Origin of the sequence: Rivibacter subsaxonicus, from assembly GCF_004217215.1 — a bacterium.
In the GTDB taxonomy this organism is placed as follows: domain Bacteria; phylum Pseudomonadota; class Gammaproteobacteria; order Burkholderiales; family Burkholderiaceae_C; genus Rivibacter; species Rivibacter subsaxonicus.
This window is the reverse complement of the sequence record NZ_SHKP01000005.1, coordinates 795,354-816,455: the sequence shown is the minus strand read 5'-3', so window position 1 is coordinate 816,455 and position 21,102 is coordinate 795,354. Positions and strand designations below refer to the sequence as shown.

At 69.3% G+C, this 21,102-nt stretch carries 20 protein-coding genes; 10 read left to right on the top strand and 10 right to left on the bottom strand.

Annotated elements, in window-relative coordinates; translation table 11 throughout:
* Window positions 1–22: 22 nt before the first annotated feature.
* A complete protein-coding gene (locus tag EV670_RS09740) occupies window positions 23–694 on the bottom strand; it encodes a haloacid dehalogenase type II (RefSeq protein ID WP_130431636.1) in 672 nt (223 codons plus the stop codon).
* A gap of 137 nt (window positions 695–831) precedes the next feature.
* On the opposite strand from EV670_RS09740, the gene EV670_RS09735 reads away from it, so the two are divergent.
* Window positions 832–1,743 (top strand): LysR family transcriptional regulator, encoded by a 912-nt coding sequence (locus EV670_RS09735; protein WP_130431635.1) that lies wholly within the window; start codon window positions 832–834, stop codon window positions 1,741–1,743.
* An 18-nt stretch (window positions 1,744–1,761) separates the two neighbouring features.
* Here the strand turns inward: EV670_RS09735 and EV670_RS09730 are convergent, their stop codons facing one another.
* The gene (locus EV670_RS09730) at window positions 1,762–2,148 is read right to left on the bottom strand and encodes a hypothetical protein (protein ID WP_130431634.1); all 387 of its coding nucleotides are present in this window, start codon (window positions 2,146–2,148) and stop codon (window positions 1,762–1,764) included.
* Window positions 2,149–2,224: 76 nt separating this feature from the next.
* Window positions 2,225–3,586: a serine/threonine-protein kinase gene (locus tag EV670_RS09725; protein WP_242616893.1), complete on the bottom strand. Its 1,362-nt coding sequence runs from the start codon at window positions 3,584–3,586 to the stop codon at window positions 2,225–2,227.
* A gap of 89 nt (window positions 3,587–3,675) precedes the next feature.
* Here EV670_RS09725 and argS point away from each other — a divergent pair, with 89 nt between their 5' ends.
* The 7 genes from argS to EV670_RS09690 all read left to right on the top strand — a co-directional run bounded on the left by argS (window position 3,676) and on the right by EV670_RS09690 (window position 11,382).
* The gene (gene argS / locus EV670_RS09720) at window positions 3,676–5,373 is read left to right on the top strand and encodes an arginine--tRNA ligase (protein WP_130431632.1); all 1,698 of its coding nucleotides are present in this window, start codon (window positions 3,676–3,678) and stop codon (window positions 5,371–5,373) included.
* 19 nt (window positions 5,374–5,392) lie between these two features.
* Window positions 5,393–6,049, top strand: coding sequence for an SPOR domain-containing protein (locus EV670_RS09715; protein ID WP_130431631.1), 657 nt, complete (start codon window positions 5,393–5,395; stop codon window positions 6,047–6,049).
* A 54-nt stretch (window positions 6,050–6,103) separates the two neighbouring features.
* Window positions 6,104–6,742, top strand: coding sequence for a thiol:disulfide interchange protein DsbA/DsbL (locus EV670_RS09710; protein WP_130431630.1), 639 nt, complete (start codon window positions 6,104–6,106; stop codon window positions 6,740–6,742).
* Window positions 6,743–6,896: 154 nt separating this feature from the next.
* Window positions 6,897–7,439, top strand: coding sequence for a lipopolysaccharide transport periplasmic protein LptA (gene lptA, locus EV670_RS09705; protein WP_242616892.1), 543 nt, complete (start codon window positions 6,897–6,899; stop codon window positions 7,437–7,439).
* 2 nt (window positions 7,440–7,441) lie between these two features.
* Window positions 7,442–8,221, top strand: coding sequence for an LPS export ABC transporter ATP-binding protein (gene lptB / locus EV670_RS09700; protein ID WP_130431715.1), 780 nt, complete (start codon window positions 7,442–7,444; stop codon window positions 8,219–8,221).
* Between the two features lie 94 nt (window positions 8,222–8,315).
* Window positions 8,316–9,893: an RNA polymerase factor sigma-54 gene (locus EV670_RS09695; RefSeq protein WP_130431628.1), complete on the top strand. Its 1,578-nt coding sequence runs from the start codon at window positions 8,316–8,318 to the stop codon at window positions 9,891–9,893.
* A 202-nt stretch (window positions 9,894–10,095) separates the two neighbouring features.
* Window positions 10,096–11,382 carry a THUMP domain-containing class I SAM-dependent RNA methyltransferase gene (locus tag EV670_RS09690; RefSeq protein ID WP_242616891.1) on the top strand — a complete coding sequence of 429 codons (1,287 nt, stop codon included), beginning with the start codon at window positions 10,096–10,098 and terminating at the stop codon, window positions 11,380–11,382.
* Here EV670_RS09690 and EV670_RS09685 read toward each other — a convergent pair whose 3' ends face one another.
* From EV670_RS09685 to EV670_RS09675, 3 genes are read right to left on the bottom strand one after another with little or no spacing between them, the layout of a single operon-like run.
* Window positions 11,383–11,886, bottom strand: coding sequence for a TPM domain-containing protein (locus tag EV670_RS09685; protein WP_130431627.1), 504 nt, complete (start codon window positions 11,884–11,886; stop codon window positions 11,383–11,385).
* Between the two features lie 9 nt (window positions 11,887–11,895).
* Window positions 11,896–12,813: a TPM domain-containing protein gene (locus EV670_RS09680; protein ID WP_130431626.1), complete on the bottom strand. Its 918-nt coding sequence runs from the start codon at window positions 12,811–12,813 to the stop codon at window positions 11,896–11,898.
* Window positions 12,814–12,835: 22 nt separating this feature from the next.
* Entirely contained in the window at window positions 12,836–13,444 is a 609-nt protein-coding gene (locus tag EV670_RS09675) for a LemA family protein (protein WP_130431713.1), read from the bottom strand.
* Window positions 13,445–13,554: 110 nt separating this feature from the next.
* Here EV670_RS09675 and hemE point away from each other — a divergent pair, with 110 nt between their 5' ends.
* Both hemE and priA read left to right on the top strand, forming a co-directional pair.
* Entirely contained in the window at window positions 13,555–14,691 is a 1,137-nt protein-coding gene (hemE, locus tag EV670_RS09670; RefSeq protein WP_130431625.1) for a uroporphyrinogen decarboxylase, read from the top strand.
* 385 nt (window positions 14,692–15,076) lie between these two features.
* Window positions 15,077–17,164, top strand: a complete 2,088-nt coding sequence (priA, locus tag EV670_RS09665; protein WP_130431624.1) for a replication restart helicase PriA — start codon at window positions 15,077–15,079, stop codon at window positions 17,162–17,164.
* Window positions 17,165–17,180: 16 nt separating this feature from the next.
* Here the strand turns inward: priA and EV670_RS09660 are convergent, their stop codons facing one another.
* From EV670_RS09660 to EV670_RS09645, 4 genes are all read right to left on the bottom strand, one after another.
* Window positions 17,181–17,936, bottom strand: a complete 756-nt coding sequence (locus EV670_RS09660) for an amino acid ABC transporter permease (protein WP_130431623.1) — start codon at window positions 17,934–17,936, stop codon at window positions 17,181–17,183.
* Window positions 17,937–17,954: 18 nt separating this feature from the next.
* A complete protein-coding gene (locus tag EV670_RS09655; protein ID WP_423213572.1) occupies window positions 17,955–18,800 on the bottom strand; it encodes a basic amino acid ABC transporter substrate-binding protein in 846 nt (281 codons plus the stop codon).
* Between the two features lie 108 nt (window positions 18,801–18,908).
* Window positions 18,909–19,886, bottom strand: a complete 978-nt coding sequence (locus tag EV670_RS09650) for a porin (RefSeq protein WP_130431621.1) — start codon at window positions 19,884–19,886, stop codon at window positions 18,909–18,911.
* A 186-nt stretch (window positions 19,887–20,072) separates the two neighbouring features.
* The gene (locus tag EV670_RS09645) at window positions 20,073–21,053 is read right to left on the bottom strand and encodes an AEC family transporter (RefSeq protein ID WP_130431620.1); all 981 of its coding nucleotides are present in this window, start codon (window positions 21,051–21,053) and stop codon (window positions 20,073–20,075) included.
* Between the last annotated feature and the right edge of the window lie 49 nt (window positions 21,054–21,102).

Here is a 21,102-nt window from a genome sequence, read left to right as displayed (position 1 = left end):
TAACCGTAGGAGGGTTTCGGATTCAGGTGGGAAAGAAATCGAGCACGTCGCGCAGGCTGCTGCCGATACGGGTGGGCGTGACCTCGAGTTCCTCGAGCGGCAGGTTGCCACGGTTGACCCACAGCGTGGTGTAGCCGTACCAGGTGGCGCCGATGGCGTCCCAGCCGTTGCTCGATACGAAGAGGATCTGGCGCGGGTCGAGCCCGAGCGCGGCCGGGCCGAGTGCGTAGGCCGCCGGGTCGGTCTTGTAGCGGCGGGTGGCGTGCACGCTCAGCACCGGGTCGAGCAGTTCGGTGAGGCCGGCGCTCTTGACGGCCACGGCCAGCATCTCGGGGTCGCCGTTGCTGAGGATGCCGGCGCGCACGTCGCGCGCCCGCAGTTCGGCCAGCACCGCGCGGTTCTCGGGAAAGGCGCTCAGGTGGCGGTACTGGTTCATCAGCCGGTCCTCGGCCTCCAGCGGCAATTCGAGGCCGAGGCGGCGCGCGGCAAAGCGCAGGCCGGCGCGGGTCAGCTCCCAGAACGGCCGGTAGCGGCCGCTCATCGACACCAGGCGGGTGTACTCGATCTGCTTGTCGCGCCAGAGCTGTGCCAGCCGCTCGCCATGGCCCGGATAGAGCTGCTCGGCCAGCAGCCCGACGCTGTAGACGTCGAACAAGGTTCCGTAGGCGTCGAAGAGAACGGCACGCGGCAGCATCGCCTCAATGTACTGGGCGATCCACGCCACATAAACAACCAGAAATTGCGAGCTTCAATGCGCTTCGCAGAGCGAATACCGCCCACACGAGTCCGCCGTCCATTGATTGCTGACCAAACTGCGGGTAATCTTTCAAAATGGATCGGCTCAAGCAAATCGAATCGTTCGTATCGGTCTCCCTCAAGGGCAGCCTGACGGCCGCCGCCAACGCCGAAGGCGTCGCGCCGGCGGTGATCGGCCGCCGCATCGACGGGCTCGAGGAGCGCCTGGGCGTCAAGTTGCTGGTGCGCACCACGCGCCGCATCACGCTCACCCACGAGGGCAGCGCCTATCTCGAGGACTGCCAGCGCCTGCTGGCCGACTTGGCCAACGCCGAGGCCAGCGTCAGCGCCGGCGGCGTCAAGGCCAGCGGCCACCTGCGGATCACCGCGCCGGCCGGCTTCGGTCGGCGCCACGTGGCGCCGCTGGTGCCGAAGTTCGCCGAACTGCACGCCGAAGTCTCGGTCTCGCTGAACCTGAGCGATCGGGTGGTCGACATCGTCCACGAGGGTTTCGACTGCGCGGTGCGGGTCGGCGACCTGCCCGACTCGAGTCTCGTGAGCGTGCGCCTGGCCGACAACCGCCGGCTCTGCGTGGCTACACCCGGCTATCTCAAGCGCCATGGCACACCGGCCCACCCGGCCGAACTCGCGCGCCACCAGTGCCTGACCCTGAGTTCCGACGCCAGCCAGACCCGCGGCTGGGCCTTCAGCGTCGACGGCGAGTTGCAGCATCTCAAGCCGAGCGGCCGCATGGACTGCTCCGACGGCCAGGTGCTGCACGACTGGTGCCTGGCCGGCCACGGCATTGCCTGGCGCAGCACCTGGGAAGTCGAAGGCGAGGTCGCCGACGGCCGCCTGGTGCGGCTGCTCGACGACTTCGCCGCGCCGCCCAACGGGATCTACGCGGTCTTTCCGCAGCGGCGCCACCTGCCGCTGCGGGTGCGGCTATGGATCGATTTTCTCAAGCACAGCTACGGCGATCCGGCCTTCTGGCAGAACGCCGCCTGAAGGTTCAGGCGAGCGCGACTAGCCGCCGGCGTCGGTCACGCACTTCTTGACGAAGCTGGTCTTGGCGGCGCCGGCCAGCTTCTTCTCGGCCGCCTGGGCGTCGCACTTGGCGGCGGCGCTGCTGGCAGCCGTGGCGCCCTTGGCGTCGGTCTCGCACTTCTTGACGAAGCTGGTCTTGGCCGCGCCGGCGAGCTTCTTCTCGGCCGCCTGGGCCTCGCAGGCACCACCGCTGGCGGCCGGCGTGCCGCGGCCGTCTTCCTCGCACTTCTTGATGAAGCTGGTCGAAGCTGCGCCGGCGAGCTTCTTCTCGGCCGCCTGCGCTTCACAGGTGGCGGCGGCGGCCGAGGTCGAGATGCCCAGGGCGCAGGCCAGGACCGCCAGGCAGGGGAACAGCTTGTTGCTCATGAACGCTCCGGAGTGGAAGGCCCTTGCGGGCGGATGGCTCGGCAGCCATTGAAGCAGCGCCGGGCGCCGGCGGCAATCAGAGAATCCGTCGCGGGTGGGCGATCGCCTCGTGCGCCGCGTGCAGGCGGCGCACCAGCACGCGGATGAAGGCGTCGTCGAAGAGGTGGCGGCAGCTCGGGCTCAGGCGCGCCATCGCGTCGGGCGCGAAGGCGATCGTGGCGGCCGGCTCCACCACCACCACGTCGGCGCTGTGGCGGCGCAGCTCGGGGTTGGGCGCCAGGTACGCCATCTCGCCGACCGAGGTGCCGGCGCCCAGGTGCGCCACCTGGCTGCCGTTGCGGAACACGTCGACCGCGCCCTCGGCAATGATGTGGAAGGTGTTGCCCTCCTCGCCCAACTGGTAGAGCTTGTGGCCGAGCGGGAAGCGCTGCCAGCGCGCGCGGTGCACCACTTCCCAGAGTTCGACATCGCCGAACGCGGCGAAGAACTCGAGGCTGCGCAGCAGGTTGAAGCGCTCCGAGTCGAGCACCGCCTGCAGGTTGCCGCGCGGCACCAGCTGGTTGGCGACCAGCGCCGACAGCGCCTTCGCGAACTGGTCCCAGTCGGCGTAGCGCTCGTTGCGCGACTTGGCCAGCGCCCGGCGCACCACCGCGTCGAGCGCCGGCTCGACGCCGGCGCGCAGCGCCTGCAGCGGCGCGGGCTCGGCGGTGCAGATCTGGGTCATCAGCGCCGGCTGCGACGCCGCCTCGAAGGGCGGTCGGCCGGCGATCAGGTGATACAGCACGGCGCCGAGCGCGTAGATGTCGGCACGGGTGTCGAGCGCGTCGCCGTCGAGTTGCTCCGGCGCCATGTAGGCCAGCGAGCCGACCCGGAACACCTGGGTGGTGTCGGCCGAGAGGTTGAGCACGCTGCCGAAGTCGCTGATCTTGACGTCGACCAGATGCTCGCCGCCGGCCAGCGAGGCCAGGATGTTGGCCGGCTTGATGTCGCGGTGGATCAACCCCTGGCGCGAGAAGTAGCCGAGCGCCATGGCGCACTTGAAGCCGAGTTCGACGATCTGGTCGAGCGGCAGCAGCGAGTCGGCGCGGCAGTACTGGCGCAGCGTGGTGCCGGCGACGTACTCCATCACCAGGTAGGGCCCGGCCGGATCGGGCACCGCGTCGTAGAGCTGGACCACGTTCGGGTGCTGCAGGCGGCCGACCAGCGCCGCCTCGGCAGCAAAGAAGCGCGCCTGGTGGCCCGAGCCCTCGCTGCCGTCGGCCAGCGCCTGCGGGCGGCTGCGCTTGATCGCCACCGGCCGGTCGTTGAAGTCGTCGTGGCCGAGGAAGACCTCGCTGGTCGCGCCCTCGCCGAGCTTGCGCAGCACGCGGTACTTGCCGATGCGCTCGGGCAGGTCGGCACCGATCGGGGGCGCGGCAACGGCAGGCAGTGAACTCATGGATCGAGCTTCGGTTTGGACCCATTGTGGCGACATTCGGTGACCGGTCGGCGCCGTTTTGTGGCGCACCCGCCCCGTAGAATCTGGCAATGATTCACGCCAAGGAAGAACTGTTGCTGGCGCTGGCTGACGCGCTGGTGACAGTCACGCCGGGCGAGGCTGCCGAGCACGCGCCCGCCCCGGTTTTCGAAAGTCCCAAGCAGGCCGCGCACGGCGACCTCGCGATCACCGCCGCGATGCAACTGGCGCGGCCGCTGAAGAAGAACCCGCGCGAACTGGCGCAGGCACTGATCGCCGCGCTGCAGGCGCAGCCGGCGGTGCAGCGCTGGGTCGATGCGCTCGAGATCGCCGGCCCCGGCTTCATCAACCTGCGTCTGAAGCCCGCCGCCAAGCAGCAGATCGTGGCCGAGGTGCTGGCCGGCGGCGACCGTTTCGGCCATGCGCCGGCGCGCGACCACAAGCTGATGGTCGAGTTCGTCTCGGCCAACCCGACCGGCCCGCTGCACGTCGGTCACGGCCGCCAAGCTGCGCTCGGCGACGCGATCTGCAACCTGCAGCAGAGCCAGGGCTGGCAGGTCACGCGCGAGTTCTATTACAACGACGCCGGGGTGCAGATCGCCACGCTGGCCGCCTCCACCAAGGCCCGCATCGACGGCCTCAAGCCGGGCGACGCAGGCTGGCCTGAGAGCGCCTACAACGGCGAGTACATCGCCGACATCGCGGCCGACTTCCTCGCGCAGAAGACCGTCAAGGCCGACGACCGTGAGTTCAGCGCCTCGGGCGACCCGGACGATCTCGACGGCATCCGCCAGTTCGCGGTGGCCTATCTGCGCCACGAGCAGGACCTGGACCTGCAGGCCTTCAGCGTGCGCTTCGACAACTACTTCCTCGAGTCCAGCCTGTACAGCAGCGGCCGCGTCGAGCAGACGGTGCGCAAGCTGGTGGCCGCCGGCAAGACCTTCGAGGACGGCGGCGCGCTGTGGCTGCGCACGACCGACTACGGCGACGACAAGGACCGCGTGATGCGCAAGTCCGACGGCTCGTACACCTATTTCGTGCCGGACGTGGCCTATCACATCGGCAAGTGGGAGCGCGGCTTCAGCAAGGTCGTCAACATCCAGGGCACCGACCATCACGGCACGATCGCCCGCGTGCGCGCCGGGCTGCAGGCGGCGAACGTCGGCGTCCCGGTCGGCTATCCCGACTACGTGCTCAACACCATGGTGCGGGTGATGAAGGACGGCGAGGAGGTCAAGATCTCCAAGCGCAGCGGCGGCTACGTGACGCTGCGCGACCTGATCGACTGGACCAGCCGCGACGCGGTGCGTTTCTTCCTGATCAGTCGCAAGGCCGACACCGAGTTCACCTTCGACGTCGACCTCGCGCTCAAGAAGAACGACGAGAACCCGGTCTTCTACGTGCAGTACGCGCATGCCCGCATCAGCAAGGTGCTGCGCGACTGGGCGGCCGAGCGTGGCGGCGATCTCGCGGCCCTGGCGCAGGCCGATCTGGCGCGACTGGTGGCACCGACCGAGACGGCACTGCTGCTCAAGCTCGCGACCTACCCCGAGATGCTGGCCGGCGCCGCGCGCGACCTCGCGCCGCACGACGTGGCCTTCTACCTGCGCGATCTCAGCGGCGCCTTCCACAGCTACTACGCCGCCGAACGCTTTCTCACCGACGACGTCGAACTGACCCGTGCCCGCCTGGCGCTGCTGGCCGCCGTCGCCCAGGTGCTACGCAACGGCTTGGCGCTGGTCGGCGTGTCGGCCCCGGAATCGATGTGAGCTCCTGTTGAAACCACCCATGCCCAAGACTTCCCCGGCCCGCCAGCGCGGCGGCTTCATCCTCGGCCTGATCGTCGGTCTGCTGGTCGGCCTGGCGCTGGCGCTCGGCGTGGCGCTCTATGTCACCAAGGTGCCGATCCCCTTCGTCGACAAGCTGCCGCAGCGCAGCGCCGAGCAGGATGCAGCCGAGGCCGAACGCAACAAGAACTGGGACCCCAACGCCGGCCTCAACGGCAATCGCAACGGAGTCGCGACCGCGCCGAAGGCGGCCTCCGGCACCGCGCCGGCCCTCGGCATTCCCGCGCTGCCCAAGCCCGGCGACAAGGCCGTGGTCGTGACGCCGGCCGCCAAGCCGGGCACGCCCGTGGTCCGGGATCCGGCGGCGATCCTGTCCGGCCAGAAGCCGGCGGCGGGGGCGTCATCCGCTGCGGCCGCTGAAGCGTTCGTGTATTTCGTGCAGGCCGGCGCCTATGGCCGGACCGAGGACGCCGAGCAACAGCGCGCCAAGCTGGCGCTGGCCGGCTTCGAGTCCAAGCTGACCGAGCGCGAGCAGGGCGGGCGCACCGTGTACCGGGTGCGCATGGGCCCCTACGAGAAGCGCAGCGAGGCCGAGTCGACCCAGGACCGGCTCGCCAGCAACGGCATCGAGGCGGCGCTGGTGCGCGTGCAGAAGTAAGAGAAGTAAGGCAAGGCCCCCCTTTCACCGAAACCCAGGACTGGATCCGCAAGCATGAATCGCCGTGAGTTCTCGACCTTGGGCGCCGCCACCATCGCCGCGCTCGGAACCAACCTTGCCGTTGCCCAACCGGTAGCGGGCACCAACTTCCTCAAGCTCTCGCAGCCACAGCCGACACTCGATGCCAACAAGATCGAGGTCCTCGAGTTCTTCTCGTACAGCTGCCCGCACTGCTTCGCCTTCGAACCGGCGATCGACACCTGGTCGCGCAAGCTCCCCGCCGACGTGCTGTTCCGGCGCATGCCGGTCGCCTTCCGCGAGGTGCCGTTCGTCCTGCACCAGAAGCTCTACTTCGCGATCGAGACCCTGGGCCTGGTCGACACCCTGCACCGCAAGGTCTTCGCCGCGATCCACGTCGAGCGCAACCCGCTCGACACGCCGGAGAAGGTGCTCGACTTTGTCGCCAAGAACGGCGTCGATCGCGCCAAGTTCGCCGACGTCATGAACTCCTTCGGCGTTGCCACCAAGGCGCGCCAGGCCAGCACGCTGACGGCGGGCTACAAGGTCGACGGCACGCCGGCGATGGGCATCAACGGCCGCTTCTACACCTCCGGCACGCTGGCCGGTGGCAACGAGGCGTCGCTGGCGGTGACCGACTACCTGGTCGCCCAGATCCGCAAGACCAAGGGCTGAACGAAGGCCGCAAGGCCGACAACCGGCATCGTCGGCCCGACGCGACAGCGTGCAGGAGGCATGGTGGCGGCCAAGCTTGGGTCTAGAATGGACCGCAAGTTTCGTGCCGCCATTCATGCAACCACTTCCGTTCCGCGCCACCGCCGTTCCGCTCATGCTGGCCCTGCTCCTTGCTGCCGCAGTGCCGGGCGTCCGGGCCGAGCGCGCCGACCGCAACCTGCCGCTCAACTTTGCCGCCGATTCGGCACGGGTCGACGATCTGCGCCAGGTCACGGTGCTGAGCGGCAACGTCGAGATCAGCAAGGGCTCGATCGTGATCCGCGCCGACCAGGTCGAGGTGCGCCAGAGCCCTGACGGCTACCAGTTCGCGGTGGCCACCGGCGGCCCCGGCAAGCGGGCCAGCTTTCGCCAGAAGCGCGAGGGCAGCGAGGAGTTCCTCGAGGGCGAGGCCGAGCGGCTCGAGTACGACGCCCGCGCCGACACCGTGAAACTGGTCAACCAGGCCACGCTGCGGCGTTTTCGCGGCAGCACGCTGGCCGACGAGGTGGCCGGCAGCACGATCTCCTTCGACAACACGACCGAGGTCTTCCAGGTGCTGGGCGGGCCCGCTTCGCCGGTGGCCTCGGGGCGCGTGCGCGGCGTGCTGACGCCGCGTGACGCCAAGTCGAGTTCCGCCACGGGGTCCGGCAAGCCGTGAGCATGGCCATCAACGGCAACGGCAGCGCGAACGGGGTCGGTGAGAGCCGCCTCGAGGCGCGCGGCCTGCAGAAGAGCTACGGCGCGCGCAAGGTGGTCAAGGACGTGCACCTGTCGGTGCAGGCTGGCGAAGTGGTCGGCCTGCTCGGCCCCAACGGCGCCGGCAAGACGACCAGCTTCTACATGATCGTCGGCCTGGTACGCGCCGATGCCGGCGACATCCATATCGACGGCAAGGCGGTGGAGCGCATGCCGATCCACGAGCGCTCGCGCCTCGGGCTGTCGTACCTGCCGCAGGAGGCCTCGATCTTCCGGCGCCTGACGGTCGAGGAGAACATCCGCGCGGTGCTCGAGCTGCAGCTCGACGCCGACGGCAAGCCCTACTCGGACGGCCGCATCAGCGAGCTGCTGAGCGGGCTGCTCAACGACCTGAGCATCGAGAAGCTGCGCGAGTCGCCGGCACCGGCGCTGTCGGGCGGCGAGCGGCGCCGGGTCGAGATCGCGCGTGCGCTGGCCACCCAGCCGCGCTTCATCCTGCTCGACGAGCCCTTTGCCGGCGTCGACCCGATCGCGGTCATCGAGATCCAGCGCATCATCGGCTTCCTCAAGGCGCGCGGCATCGGCGTGCTGATCACCGACCACAACGTGCGCGAGACGCTGGGCATCTGCGACCGCGCCTACATCATCAGCGAAGGCCGCGTGCTGGCCGAGGGCCGCCCCGAGCAGATCGTCGAGAACCCCGACGTGCGCAAGGTCTACCTCGGCGAGCATTTCCGGATGTGACCATGGGCCCCCACGCTCGCGGCTTTGCCACTCACTGCCCCCGAGGGGGGCGCAGCCGGCCTTGGGACGGTCCGGCGCCCGGCTGGGCATGTCAATGAAGCCCTCGCTGAACGTCCGCCTCTCGCAGCACCTGGCGCTGACGCCGCAGCTGCAGCAATCGATCCGCCTGTTGCAGCTGTCGACGCTCGAGCTGCACCAGGAAATCGAGCAGATGCTCGAGACCAATCCCTTCATCGAGGTCGACGAGGAGGCCGGCCCAGGCCCCTACGACACGCTGGCCGCGGCCGGCGCCGCGACCTCGAGCGAGGTCTCGGCCGGCGAGCGCAGCATGGCCGACGAGCCCTGGGACGGCGCCGCCGACAACGTCAGCGCCGGCGATGGCGAGCCCGGCATCGACGGCATCGACTTCGGCAGCACCGCGCGCGACGACTGGGAGAACGGCACCGAGCGCGAGGACTTCGACGGCATCCGCGAGACCCCGTCGAGCGTCGGTTCGTCGTCCTCCAGCAACGACGGCGAGGACTACGACCCCTTCGAGCGCAGCACGGCCGCGCCGAGCCTGGAAGACCACCTGCGCGAGCAGCTGCGCGGCATGCGCCTGTCGGACGCCGACCGCGCCGCGGTGCTGATGCTGATCGATTCGCTCGACGAGAACGGCTACCTCGCCGATTCGCCGGCCGAGATCGCCGAACGCCTGGCCGGCGACGACGCCGAGGCCTGCGAGGAGCTGCGCTCGCGACTGCAATGCGCGCTCGGCTGGCTGCAGAGCCTGGACCCGCTCGGCGTCGGCGCGCGCGATCTGGCCGACTGCCTCGTGTTGCAGCTGCGCCAGCAGCCGCGCAGCGAGGCGCAGATGATCGCGATCCTGATCTGCAAGCACCACCTCGAGCTGCTCGCGCGGCGCGACTGGCGCAAGCTGATGGGGGCCACCGGCGCCGACGAGGAGTTGCTGAAGGCCGCGCAGGCGCTGATCCGCCGCTGCGAGCCCAAGCCGGCGCGGCCCTTCGCGCGCGCCGAGGCCAACATCGTGGTGCCCGACGTGATCGTGCAGAAGGCCGGTCGCGGCTGGCGCGTGACGCTCAACCCGGACGTGATGCCCAAGCTGCGCATCAACGACCTCTACGCGCAGGCGCTCAAGCAGCAGCGTGGCCCGCGCGGTGCCGCGCGCACCGGTGCCGGCGATGGCGCGCCCGCGCTCGGCGCGCGGCTGCAGGAGGCGCGCTGGTTCATGAAGAACATCCTGCAGCGCTTCGACACCATCCAGCGCGTCAGCCAGGCCATCGTCGAGCGCCAGAAGGGCTTCTTCAGCCACGGCGCGATCGCGATGCAGCCGCTGGTGCTGCGCGAGATCGCCGACGAGCTCGGCCTGCACGAAAGCACGATCTCGCGCGTGACCACCGCCAAGTACATGAGCACGCCGCACGGCACCTTCGAGCTGAAGTACTTCTTCGGCAGCTCGCTCAACACCGAGGCCGGCGGCAATGCCTCGAGCACCGCGGTGCGGGCGCTGATCAAGCAGCTGGTGGCGGCCGAGGACGGCGTCAAGCCGCTGTCCGACAGCCAGCTCTCCGAGATGCTCGGCGAGCAGGGCATCACGGTCGCGCGGCGCACCGTCGCCAAGTACCGCGAAGCGATGAAGATCGCGCCGGCGAATTTGAGGCGGGCGCTGTGAGCGCACTCGGCGAGCAAGCGCCGCAGCGTGGCGCCTCGGAACGTGCGCAGTGCAGGCGCTTGACTCGTTCGGCTTCGCTGCGCAGCTTCGCAGGCGCGGCTGCTGCGCCGAACGCCCGCGCAGCGGGGATCGACGCAGCGCGAACAGCGCCAGCGGCCGACACCTCGGCCTTGGCGTCGCGCCCCGCAGCGGAGGCCGCGCTGTGAACATCGAAAGCGAGGACCACGGCCCCGCCCAGCTCTTCCTCCCCTGCGCCGCCGGCGCCGAGGCCTGGCTTGCCGAAGAAGTCGGCCGCCTGCTGCCGGGCAGCGAGCCGCAGACGCGCCGCGGTGGCGTGTCCGTCAATGGCGGCCCGCGCGAGGCGATGGCGCTCAACCTCGGCAGCCGCATCGCCCAGCGTGTGCTGGTCGAAGTGATGCACGGCCCCTACGGCCACGAGGATCATCTCTATGCGCTGGCGCGCGAGGTCGACTGGGGCCACTGGATCGGCCCGCGCGAAACCTTGCGGGTCGACGTGACCGCGACCCGCTCGCCGCTGAAGAGCCTGAACTTCGCTGCGCTGCGCATCAAGGACGCGGTCTGCGACCAGATCCGCGAGCGCGAAGGCACCCGGCCGAGCGTCGAGTTGCGCCACCCCGACCTGCCGCTGGTGCTGCACCTCGGCGAGTTCGAGGCCACGATCTACGTCGACACCTCGGGCGAGGCGCTGTTCAAGCGCGGCTGGCGCGAGGACAAGGGCGAGGCGCCGCTGAAGGAAACGCTGGCCGCCGCGATGCTCGCCGCCGCCGGCTGGCAGGGCCGCGAGGAGGACGGGCCGCTGCTCGACCCGGTCTGCGGCTCGGGCACGATCGCGATCGAGGCGGCCCAGATGGCGTGCGGCATCGCGCCCGGCATCGGCCGCCGCTTTGCCTTCGAGCGCCAGCGGCCGTTTCGCGAGGCCGCCGAGCAGGCCGCCTGGCGCGAGCTGCGCGAGCAGGCCCGCGCCGCGGTGCATGCGCCGCGGGTCGCGATCCATGCCGGCGACGTGTCGTTTCGCATGACCGACTTCGCGACCCGCAACGCCGAGCGTGCCGGGGTGCTGACGGCGACGTTCAAGGCCATCGAGTTCAAGACCGCCGATGCCTTGCAACGCGTAGCGCCCGCGGACCATGGCACGCTGATGCTCAATCCGCCCTACGGCGAGCGCATCGAGCCCAAGGGTGCCGGTCGCTCGCCGCGCGTGCATCGCGTCGGCGATCCGCCGCACAGCGCCGCGGCACATGCTGCCCGAGAAGGATTCGAGGGCGCCACCGATGCCGCCGATTTCGCGAGTCGCCTGGCGGCGCACTGGAAGCGCCACTACGCCGGCTGGACCGCCTGGGTGCTGAGTCCGGACGCGAAGCTGCCGCAGGCGATGCGACTCAAGGAAAGCCGCCGCATTCCGATGTGGAACGGGCCGATCGAGTGCCGGCTGTTCCGCTTCGACATGGTGGCCGGCTCGGCGCGCTGATCAGCGCAGATCGGGCACGTCGGGCAACTCGTTCGGGTTGCGCTGGCCCGGGGCCAGCGGGTAGTGGCTGACGAGCAGGCCGTCGACCGCGTCGATCGCCGCGTTCAGGCCCTCCTCGAAACGCCCGGCGCGAAAGTCCTCGCGCATCGCGCCGACGATCTGCTGCCAGCGCTGGGGCTCCACGTGACGCGTGATGCCGCGATCGGCGACCACCTCGATGGCGTGATCGGCCAGCAGCAGGTAGATCAGCACACCGTTGTTGTGCTCGGTGTCCCAGATCCGCAGCTTGCCGAACAGCGTGACGGCGCGGGCGTGCGCGCCCAGGCCCTTCCACAGGTAGCCGAGCGGCAGCCCGGCCTCGACGCAGACGCGGACCTCGCCGCTGTGGCGCTGCTCGCTGGCGCGCACGCGCTGCTCGACGCGCTCGAGCGCGCCGGCGCCGAGCATGCGTCGGGCGTCGCCCTCGTCGAGCCAGCGGTGGCGCAGGAAGCGTGCAATGCCCATCTCAGCCACTCACCAGTCGCCGGAGGCGCCGCCGCCGCCGAAATCACCGCCACCGCCGGAGGACCAGCCGCCTCCCCCGCCGCCGCCACCGCCCCAACCGCCGCCGCCACCGGGAAAGATCACCGGCGGCAGCCCGCCGTGACCGCCCATGCCCGAGCCGCGCCGGCTGGCGCCGATGCCGAGCACGCCGACCAGCACCAGCGCCACCAGCCCGGCGCCAAGCGCAACGAGCAGGCTGGTGCTGGCGACAAAGGCCAGCGCGCCGGCACCGCCGGCGGTCACCAGGCTACCAAGCTTGCGGCCCATCATCGCCGTAAGCACCGCGCCGGCGACCGGGACCGCGATGAAGAAGAACAGCGCGAGGTCACCGAAGTCGAGGCCCTGTTGCGCGCGACTGCCGGCGTCGCGGCCCGGCTCCGGCAGCGCCTCGCCCTTGATGCGGGCGGCCAGCTGGTCGACCGCGGCGTTCAGGCCGCCGGCATAGTCGCCCTTGCGAAAGGCCGGCGCCAGCGTGCGCTCGATGATCTGGCGCGCGGCGAGGTCGGGCACCGCGCCCTCGAGCGACTTGGCCGGCGCGATGCGCATCTTGCGATCGTCCTTGGCGACCACGATCAGCAGCCCGTCGCCGACCTCGCGCCGGCCGATCTTCCAGGCATCGCCGAGGCGCTGCGTGTAGTCGGCAATGTCCTCGGGCGCGGTGCTGGCGACGATCACCACCGCCACCTGGGTGCCAAGCTCGCGCTCGATCCCGGCCAGCTTGGCCTCGAGCGCCGCGCGCTGCGTCGGCGTCAGCGTGCCGGTCTGGTCGGTCAGCGGCGCCGCGGGCACCGGCAACGGCTTCAGATCCTGCGCGCGGGCCAGGCCGCACGCGGCGACAAGCAGCAGCAAGGCCGCCAGCGCGGGCCAGCGCCGCAGCAGAAGCGACATCACGGCCGACTCGTCGCAGGCTCTACTTGGAGGCCGGCTTGTCGAAGCTCACCGTCGGCGGCGCCGAGATCTGCGCCTCGTTGGCGACCGCGAAGTTGGGCTTGGCCGGGTAGCCGAAGATCATCGCCGTCAGATTGGTCGGGAAGCTGCGCGCAAGCACGTTGAAGTCCTGCACCGCCTTGATGTAGCGGTTGCGCGCCACCGTGATGCGGTTCTCGGTGCCTTCGAGCTGCACGCGCAGGTCCTGGAAGCCCTGGTTGGCCTTGAGGTTCGGGTAGTTCTCGCTGACCGCCATCAGCCGGCTCAACGCCGAGCCCAGTTCGCCCTGCGCGGCCTGGAACTTCTGGAAGGCCTCGGGGTTGTTCAGTGTCTCCGGCGTGACCTGGATCGCGGTGGCGCGCGAGCGTGCCTCGATCACCTTGGTCAGCGTCTCCTGCTCGAACGCCGCCTCGCCCTTGACCGTGCTGACGATGTTGGGAATCAGGTCGGCACGCCGCTGGTACTGGTTGAGCACCTCGGACCAGGCCGACTTGGTGGCCTCGTCGAGGCGCTGGAAGTCGTTGTAGCCGCAGCCCGCGAGCACGGCGGCAAGGGCCAGCGCCGCCACCAGGCGAACGCTGCGGACGGTCATCACAAAGCTGGACATGGCACTCCTCGTCATTCGATCGCCACGGCGGCGAGGTGCGCAGCATACGGCGTCGACGGCTCGCCTTGGCAGTGGCGCTGCGACAATCGCGGTCGATGAACACCCCCAATCTTCAACTGCCAGCGCTGGCCAACGAGCGCTTCCTGCGCGCCTGCCTGCGTCTGCCGACCGACTGCACGCCGGTCTGGCTGATGCGCCAAGCCGGGCGCTACCTGCCCGAGTACAACGCCACCCGCGCGCGCGCCGGCAGCTTCATGGGCCTGGCGACGAATCCCGACTACGCGACCGAGGTCACGCTGCAGCCGCTCGAGCGCTACCCGCTCGACGCGGCGATCCTGTTCTCCGACATCCTCACCGTGCCCGACGCGATGGGCCTGGGCCTGAGCTTCGCGCAGGGCGAGGGCCCGAAGTTCGCGCGTCCGCTGCGTGACGAGGCCGACGTGATGCGCCTGCAAGCGCCCGACCTCGACAAGCTGCGCTACGTCTTCGACGCCGTGAGCTCGATCCGCCGCGCGCTGACCCAGGCCGACGCGAACGGTCGAAAGGTGGGCCGGGTCCCGCTGATCGGCTTCTCCGGCAGCCCGTGGACCCTGGCCTGCTACATGGTCGAAGGCGGCGGCAGCGACGACTACCGTCTCGTCAAGTCGATGCTCTACCGCCGGCCGGACCTGATGCACCGGATCCTCGCGATCAACGCCGACGCCGTCGCGGCCTACCTCAATGCCCAGATCGAGGCCGGCGCGCAGGCGGTGATGGTCTTCGACAGCTGGGGCGGCGTGCTGGCCGACGGCGCCTTCCAAGAGTTCAGCCTGGCCTACACCGAGCGCGTTCTGCGCCAAATCAAGCGAGAGCATGCGGGCTGCCGCATCCCGCAGATCGTCTTCACCAAGGGCGGCGGGCTGTGGCTGGAGCAGATCGCCGACAGTGGCTGCGACGTGGTCGGCCTCGACTGGACGATGAACCTGGGCGCGGCGCGGGACCGGGTCGGCCACCGCGTGGCGCTGCAGGGCAACCTCGACCCGTCGGTGCTGTTCGGTGGCGAGGCGGCCATCCGCACCGAGGTGGAGCGCGTGCTCGACAGCTTCGGCGCGCCGGAACGCCATGGCCGCAGCGATGGCCATGTCTTCAACCTCGGCCACGGAATCAGCCAGTTCACCCCCCCGGAAGCAGTGTCCGTGCTCGTCGACACAGTGCACGCTCACTCGCGCCGTCAAAGGTCCGCCGGCGCCTGAGCACAACTGCGCAGGATGCATGGTTCCAACGCGGGTTTTCCCGTGTTCAGGGTCCGTCATCCTTGACTTATCCCCAGAAACCCGCGAGTACCCCAGCGCCACGCTGCCTATTGCAACGCAGCAGCGCAAGCTCGCTACCACAAGCTAAGTGTTTGATTTTCAATAAATTTCTCCCGTGCCCGGAAAACGATCAACGACAGCCGGGGCGTTGCGGATCAAAGACTTAGCGCGCGTTCGCTCAGGTTCCCCACAAAGTTTTCCACAGGTCGAGTGGATAGTTTCAAAACATGTCTGAAATCAAGGACTTGCGGCCACAAGCTCGACTGAAGCTTCGACTTTGCCCTTTGGCGAGAGCGGCGCGGACTTCGCGCAAGAAGGCCGTGCGGTGACGGCTCCGACGGCTGGGCAGCGTCTGGCCGTGGCCGTCGACGCGCCGCAGCACAGTGGTCTCGACCGGCCGCTCGACTACCTCAGCGAGCAGGCGCTGGCACCCGGCACGCTGGTACGCGTGCCATTCGGCAAGCGCGAGGTGCTCGGCGTGGTCTGGGACACGGGCGCTGATGCACCGGCCGAGTCGATGGCGCTGCGCGGGATCGTCGAGCACTTCGGCGCGTTGCCGCCGCTGCCCGCCGCCTGGCGCAGCCTGGTCGAGTTCGCGGCCGGCTACTACCAGCGCGGCGTCGGCGAACTGGCGCTGGCGGTGCTGCCGGCCGCGCTGCGCGACCTGGACGCCGCCGCGCTCGAACGCCGGCTCAAGCGCCTGCGCAAGAAGATCGCGCCCCCGGCTGCGCCGGCGCCTGCCGAACAGGCCTCGCTGCGCCCACTGACCGAGGCCCAGTCGGCGGCACTCGACGCCCTGCGCGCCCAGGCCGCCGCCGAGCCGCCTGGCGTGAGCCTGCTGCACGGCGTCACCGGCAGCGGCAAGACCGAGGTCTACCTGCGCGAGGCGCAGCGCGTGCTCGATGGCGGCCGCCAGGCGCTGGTGCTGGTGCCCGAGATCAACCTGACGCCGCAACTGGAGGCGCGCTTCGCCGAGCGCTTTCCGAATCGGCGCATCGTCTCGCTGCACAGCGGCCTGACGCCTGCCCAGCGCCTGGCGCATTGGCTGCAGGCGCTGCTCGGCGAGGCCGACCTGGTGCTCGGCACGCGGATGGCGGTGTTCGCGCCGTTGCCGCGGCTGGGCCTGATCGTCGTCGACGAGGAACACGATGCCTCCTACAAGCAGCAGGACGGCGCGCGCTACTCGGCGCGCGATCTCGCGGTGCTGCGCGGGCGGCTGGAGCGCGCGCCGGTGATCCTCGGCTCGGCCACGCCCTCGCTCGAAACCTGGCACAACGCGCTGCCGATCGCCGACGGTGGCGCCGGGCGCTACCGCAGGCTGGTGCTGGCCGGCCGCGTCGGCGGTGGCGGCCTGCCGCGGGTGCGTCTGCTCGACATGAACCAGGTCCCGCGCGAGCAGCAGCGCGCCAGCGCGCTGGCGCCGGCGCTGATGCAGGCGATCGCCGAGCGCATCGCGCGCGGCGAGCAGAGCCTGCTGCTGCTCAATCGGCGCGGCTACTCGCCGGTGCTGCATTGCCTCGACTGCAGCTGGAAGAGCGGCTGCCCGCATTGCAGCGCCTGGCGCGTGTTCCACAAGGGCGACCGCACGCTGCGCTGCCACCATTGCGGCTTCACCGAACGCGTTCCGCGCGCCTGCCCTGACTGCGGCAACGCCGACATCCAGCCGCTCGGCCGCGGCACCGAACGGCTCGAGGAGCAACTCGCGCAGGCGCTGCCCGGCGCCCGCGTGGCGCGGCTCGATGCCGACACCACGCGCCACGCCGGCGCGCTGGCGGCTGGCCTGGCGCGGGTGCATGCCGGTGAGGTCGACGTGTTGGTCGGCACCCAGATGGTGGCCAAGGGTCATGACTTCCGCCGCGTCACGCTGGTGGCCGCGGTGCAACCCGACGCAGCACTGTTCAGCAGCGACTTCCGCGCGCCCGAGCGGCTGTTCGCGCTGCTGCTACAGGCCGCTGGCCGCGCCGGCCGTGACGCCGCGCATGCCGCGGCCAGCGAGATGTGGGTCCAGACCTGGCATCCGCAGCACGCGCTGTTCGCGGCGCTGGACCGTCATGACAGCGAGGCCTACGCGCACTCGCAACTCGCAGAGCGGCGCCAGGCCGGGCTGCCACCCTACGCGCATCTTGCGCTGCTGCGCGCCGATGCGCGCACGCAGGAGGCTGCACGCGCCTGGCTCGATGCAGCGGCGGCGCTCGGTAGCGAGGCCGCCGCCGCGGCCGGTGTCGTGCTCTACCCGAGCGTGCCGACGCCGATGCAGCGCGTCGCCGACGTGGAACGGGCGCAGTTGCTCATCGAATGTGCGGCGCGACCGCCTCTGCAGCGCTTTCTGGCCGGCTGGCTGCCCCAGCTGCAGGGCCTGAAGACGCCACGCGTGATGCGCTGGGCGATCGACGTCGATCCGCTCGCGATCTGAAGAAAGCCGGCGGCGCTCAGCGGCCGCGCAGATGCGCCGGTGCTTCCAGCCGCTTGGCCAGCGTCGACAGCGTCAAGGTCAGCACCAGGTACATCGCCGAGATCGCCAGATAGGGCTCCCAGTAGCGCGAGTAGGCCCCGGCCACCGTGCGCGCGGCCAGCGCCAGTTCGGCCAGGCCGATCGCCGACACCAGCGAGGAGTCCTTGATCAGCGTGACGCCCTCGTTGACCAGCGGCGGCACCATGCGCCGGAAAGCCTGCGGCAGGATCACGAAACGCATGCTCTGCACATGCGTCAGGCCCAGGCTGTAGGCGGCCTGGGTCTGGCCCGTGTGGATGCTCTGGATGCCAGCCCTGAAGATCTCCGAGATGTAGGCGCCCGCGTTGAGCGTGAGCGCCAGCGCGCCGGAGAAGAAGGCGCCGTAGTTCTGACGGAACTGCGAAGCGGCCTCGCCGCTCAGCAGCAGGCCGTACTCGGGATGCACCAGCGTCGGCATCAACGCAAAGTGCACCAGCAGGATCTGCACGAACAGCGGCGTGCCGCGAAAGAAGGTCACGTAGGCCAGCGTCAGCCACTGGGCCGGCTTCAGCAGCAGCCTGAGCCACAGCGCCTTCGGCGCCGGGGCCTGGCGCGAACTGGTCACCAGCCCCAGCACCAGACCCAGCGCCAGTCCGAAAACCATGGCCACCAACGACAGCCCGATGGTCATCCACAGCGCCGCAACGAACAGGTCGCTGTAGCCGGCGAGGATGTTCCAGCGCAGGTCGAACATCGGTGGCCGCGGTCGCGCTTACTTGGACGCTGCTGCCGCTGCCGGCGCAGGCGCCGCGCCGAAGGTCTTGGCGAACACCTTGTCGTAGGTGCCGTCGGCCTTGATGGCGGCCAGGCCCTTGTTGATCTTGGCCAGCATTTCGGCGTTGCCCTTCTTGACCGCGACGCCGTACTGCTCGGGCAGGAAAGCCTTGTCGGTGATGGTCTTGAACTTGGCGCCTGGGTTGTTGGTCACGAAGTTGACGACCACGCCGTTGTCGGCCACCACCGCATCGACGCCACCGGCCTCGAGTTCCTTGAGCGCGAGCGGGGTCGATTCGAAGCGCTTGACGTTGGTGCTGTTCTTGCCCAGCAGCTTGGTCACGACCTCGTCGCCGGTGGTGCCGGTCTGGACCCCAACCTTGAGCTTCTTGAGATCGTCGAACTTGGCGATCTTGCTGCTCTCCTTGACCGCGATCAGCTGGTAGGCATCGAAGTACGGATCGGAGAAGTCCATCGTCTGCTTGCGCTCGTCGGTGATCGTGATCGACGAGATCAGCAGGTCGCGGTCGCCCTGGCCCAGCGCGTTGAAGATGCCTTCCCACGGCGTGTTGACGAACTTGACCTCGAAGCCGCCCTTGGCAGCCACGGCGTTCAGCAGGTCGACACTGAAGCCGACGATCTCGCCCTTCTCGTTCTGGAACTCGAAAGGCGCGTAGGCGGCGTCCGTGCCGACCACGTAGACCTTGGCCGGCGGCGGGGGCGGCGGCGCCGAGGCGGCGGGCGCGGCGGCAACCGGTTCGTCCTTCTTGCCGCAGGCCACGAGCACGGCGGCGGCGGCAACCAGGGCGGCGGTCTTCAGGAACTTGCGAGTGGTGATCTTCATGATGGAAGCGGTCCCAAGGGCGGATGGAAAGAAATGATTGTGGCAGCGGCTGCCGAAAAAAAAGCGGCCCGCAGGCCGCTTTCGGGTTTCCGAGAGCGTGCTCCCGGATCAGAAGTTGTGGCGAATGCCGACGCCGATCGAAGAAAAGTCCTGCTGGGGAATGCCGGGGACGTTGCCGGTACCGATAACAGCGGTGGTCCCGTTGTCGGCCATGAAATAGAAGGCGTACAGCTTGGTCCGCTTCGACAGGTTGTAGTTGACGCCCAGGGTGAACTGGGTCGTCTCCTCGCTGCCCGGGATGTCGAACTCGGTGAGGTAGCCCACCGAGCCGTGGAACTCCAGCGCGCCCATCGTCCACATGCCGGTCAAGGCGTAGTGCTCGGCCTTGCCCAGACCCTGGATGTCGGGCTGGTTCATCGAGGCACCCACCACGAACGGGCCAAAGCCATAAGAGGCAGCGACCGACCAGCCATTGTTCTCCGCGCCGGTCTGCCCGTTCTCGGACTGCACATAACCGCCGGCCACGTAGAAGTTGCCGGCTTCCCAGCGGACGACGCCTTCGTAGTTCTTGGACGCGTTGATGTTGCCTTCGCCGGCGGTGGCGGTCAGCGAGAAGCTGAAGCCACCAAACTTGGGCGAGGTGTACTCGACCGCGTTGGTCTGCGCGACCGGCAGGAAGTACAGATTGTCTTCGGACGTCGTACCCGTGTTGTGGTTGAACATCCCGATGTAGTCGATCGTGGCGTAGTACAGCGCGCTGTTGAACTTGCCCACCTGGATCTGACCCAGCGCGTTGCTCTTCAGGCCGACATAGGCGTCGCGGTTGAAGCCACCGGTACCGGTGCCGTCATCCGATCCGAAGCCCGTCTCGAGCTGGAAGAAGGCATTCAGTCCACCGCCCAGATCTTCGTTGCCACGCAGGCCCCAACGCGAGGCGTTGTTGCGCATCACGGTCTTGTCGATCGTGTCGTTGTCTTGCCATTCGACCGAGGTGTTGATGCGGCCGTAGAGCGAGACGCTGGACTGCGCCATGGCGGAACCGGCAAAGGCGGCCATCAGGGCCGCGGCGAGAGCGATGCGCTTCATCTTGTGAATCCTTCGAGGTTGATCTGCAGGTCGAGCCCGCTACGTGATGCTTGTCACGCCACGGAATGAACGTGTCGTGAAAGTTTAAGGACACCCGGCCGGGAAATCCCGCATTCGGGCGACAAATTGCATGGCTTCAGATGTAACTGACGCATGCGCGCAACGCCCGCATTCGTGGGGGGGTGGTCAGGCCCCCGGCCGGACGGACGACGCGGCGCCGGCACCGAAGCACCAGGCCAGCAGGCTGAAGCTCAGGAAGGCGAGCGCCGTCGAGCTCAGGATGATGCGCGCCACCCGCCCGTTGTCGGCACCGTAGCGCTCGGCCAGCAGCGAGACATTGCTGGCAGAGGGCAGCGCGGCCGCCAGCGTCAGAACCATCAGATTGAAGGGCGACAGCGGCGCACCTAGCGCGATGGCGCCGGCGCCGAGCGCGAACACCAGCAGCGGGTGCAGGAACAGCTTGATCAGCGCGACCGGAAGGAAGAGTGCCACGGGCGTGCGCGTATGGGCATGGCGGCCGGCACGCCAGAGCACCGCACCGATCGTGAACAGCGCCACCGGCGTCGCGGCATCGCCGAGCATCCTGACGATCTGGTTCAGCGGGCCGGGCAGCTCGAAGCCGGTCGCCGAGGCCGCCGCGCCGAGCGCGATCGACCATGGCAGCGGATTGCTCAAGGTTCCGCGCAGCGCCTTGAGCCCGGCCGCACGCAGGTCGCCGGCGCCATGAGCCTGCGCCAGCGCGATGCAGATCGAGCTGGTGACGAACAGGTCGGCCAGCACGGTGCTGATCACCGGGCCGGCAGCCTGCGGCCCCAACAGCGCGGCCAGCAACGGCACGCCCATGAAGCCGGTGTTCGGGAACGCCGCCACCAGTGCTCCGAAGGCGGCATCCTTGAGATGGATCCGCGCCGACAGCGTGACCGCGATCGTGAAGAAGACGATCAGCAGCGCCGCGGCCAGGTACACCGCCAGCACCGAGGGATTCAGCAGCTGTACCAGCGGCAGGCTGGCGCCGAAGCGGAACAGCATGCACGGCAGCGCGAAGAACAGCACGAAGGCATTGAGCCCCGGTATCGCCGCCTCGGGCAGCACCTGCGCCCGGGCGGCGAGGTAGCCGCACAGCACCAGCGCGAAGAAGGGAACGGTGACGGCGAGGATGGCCTGCATGCGCGGGTCGGGCTTTGTCTCCTCGCTCAGTATCTCAGCCGGCCGGTGC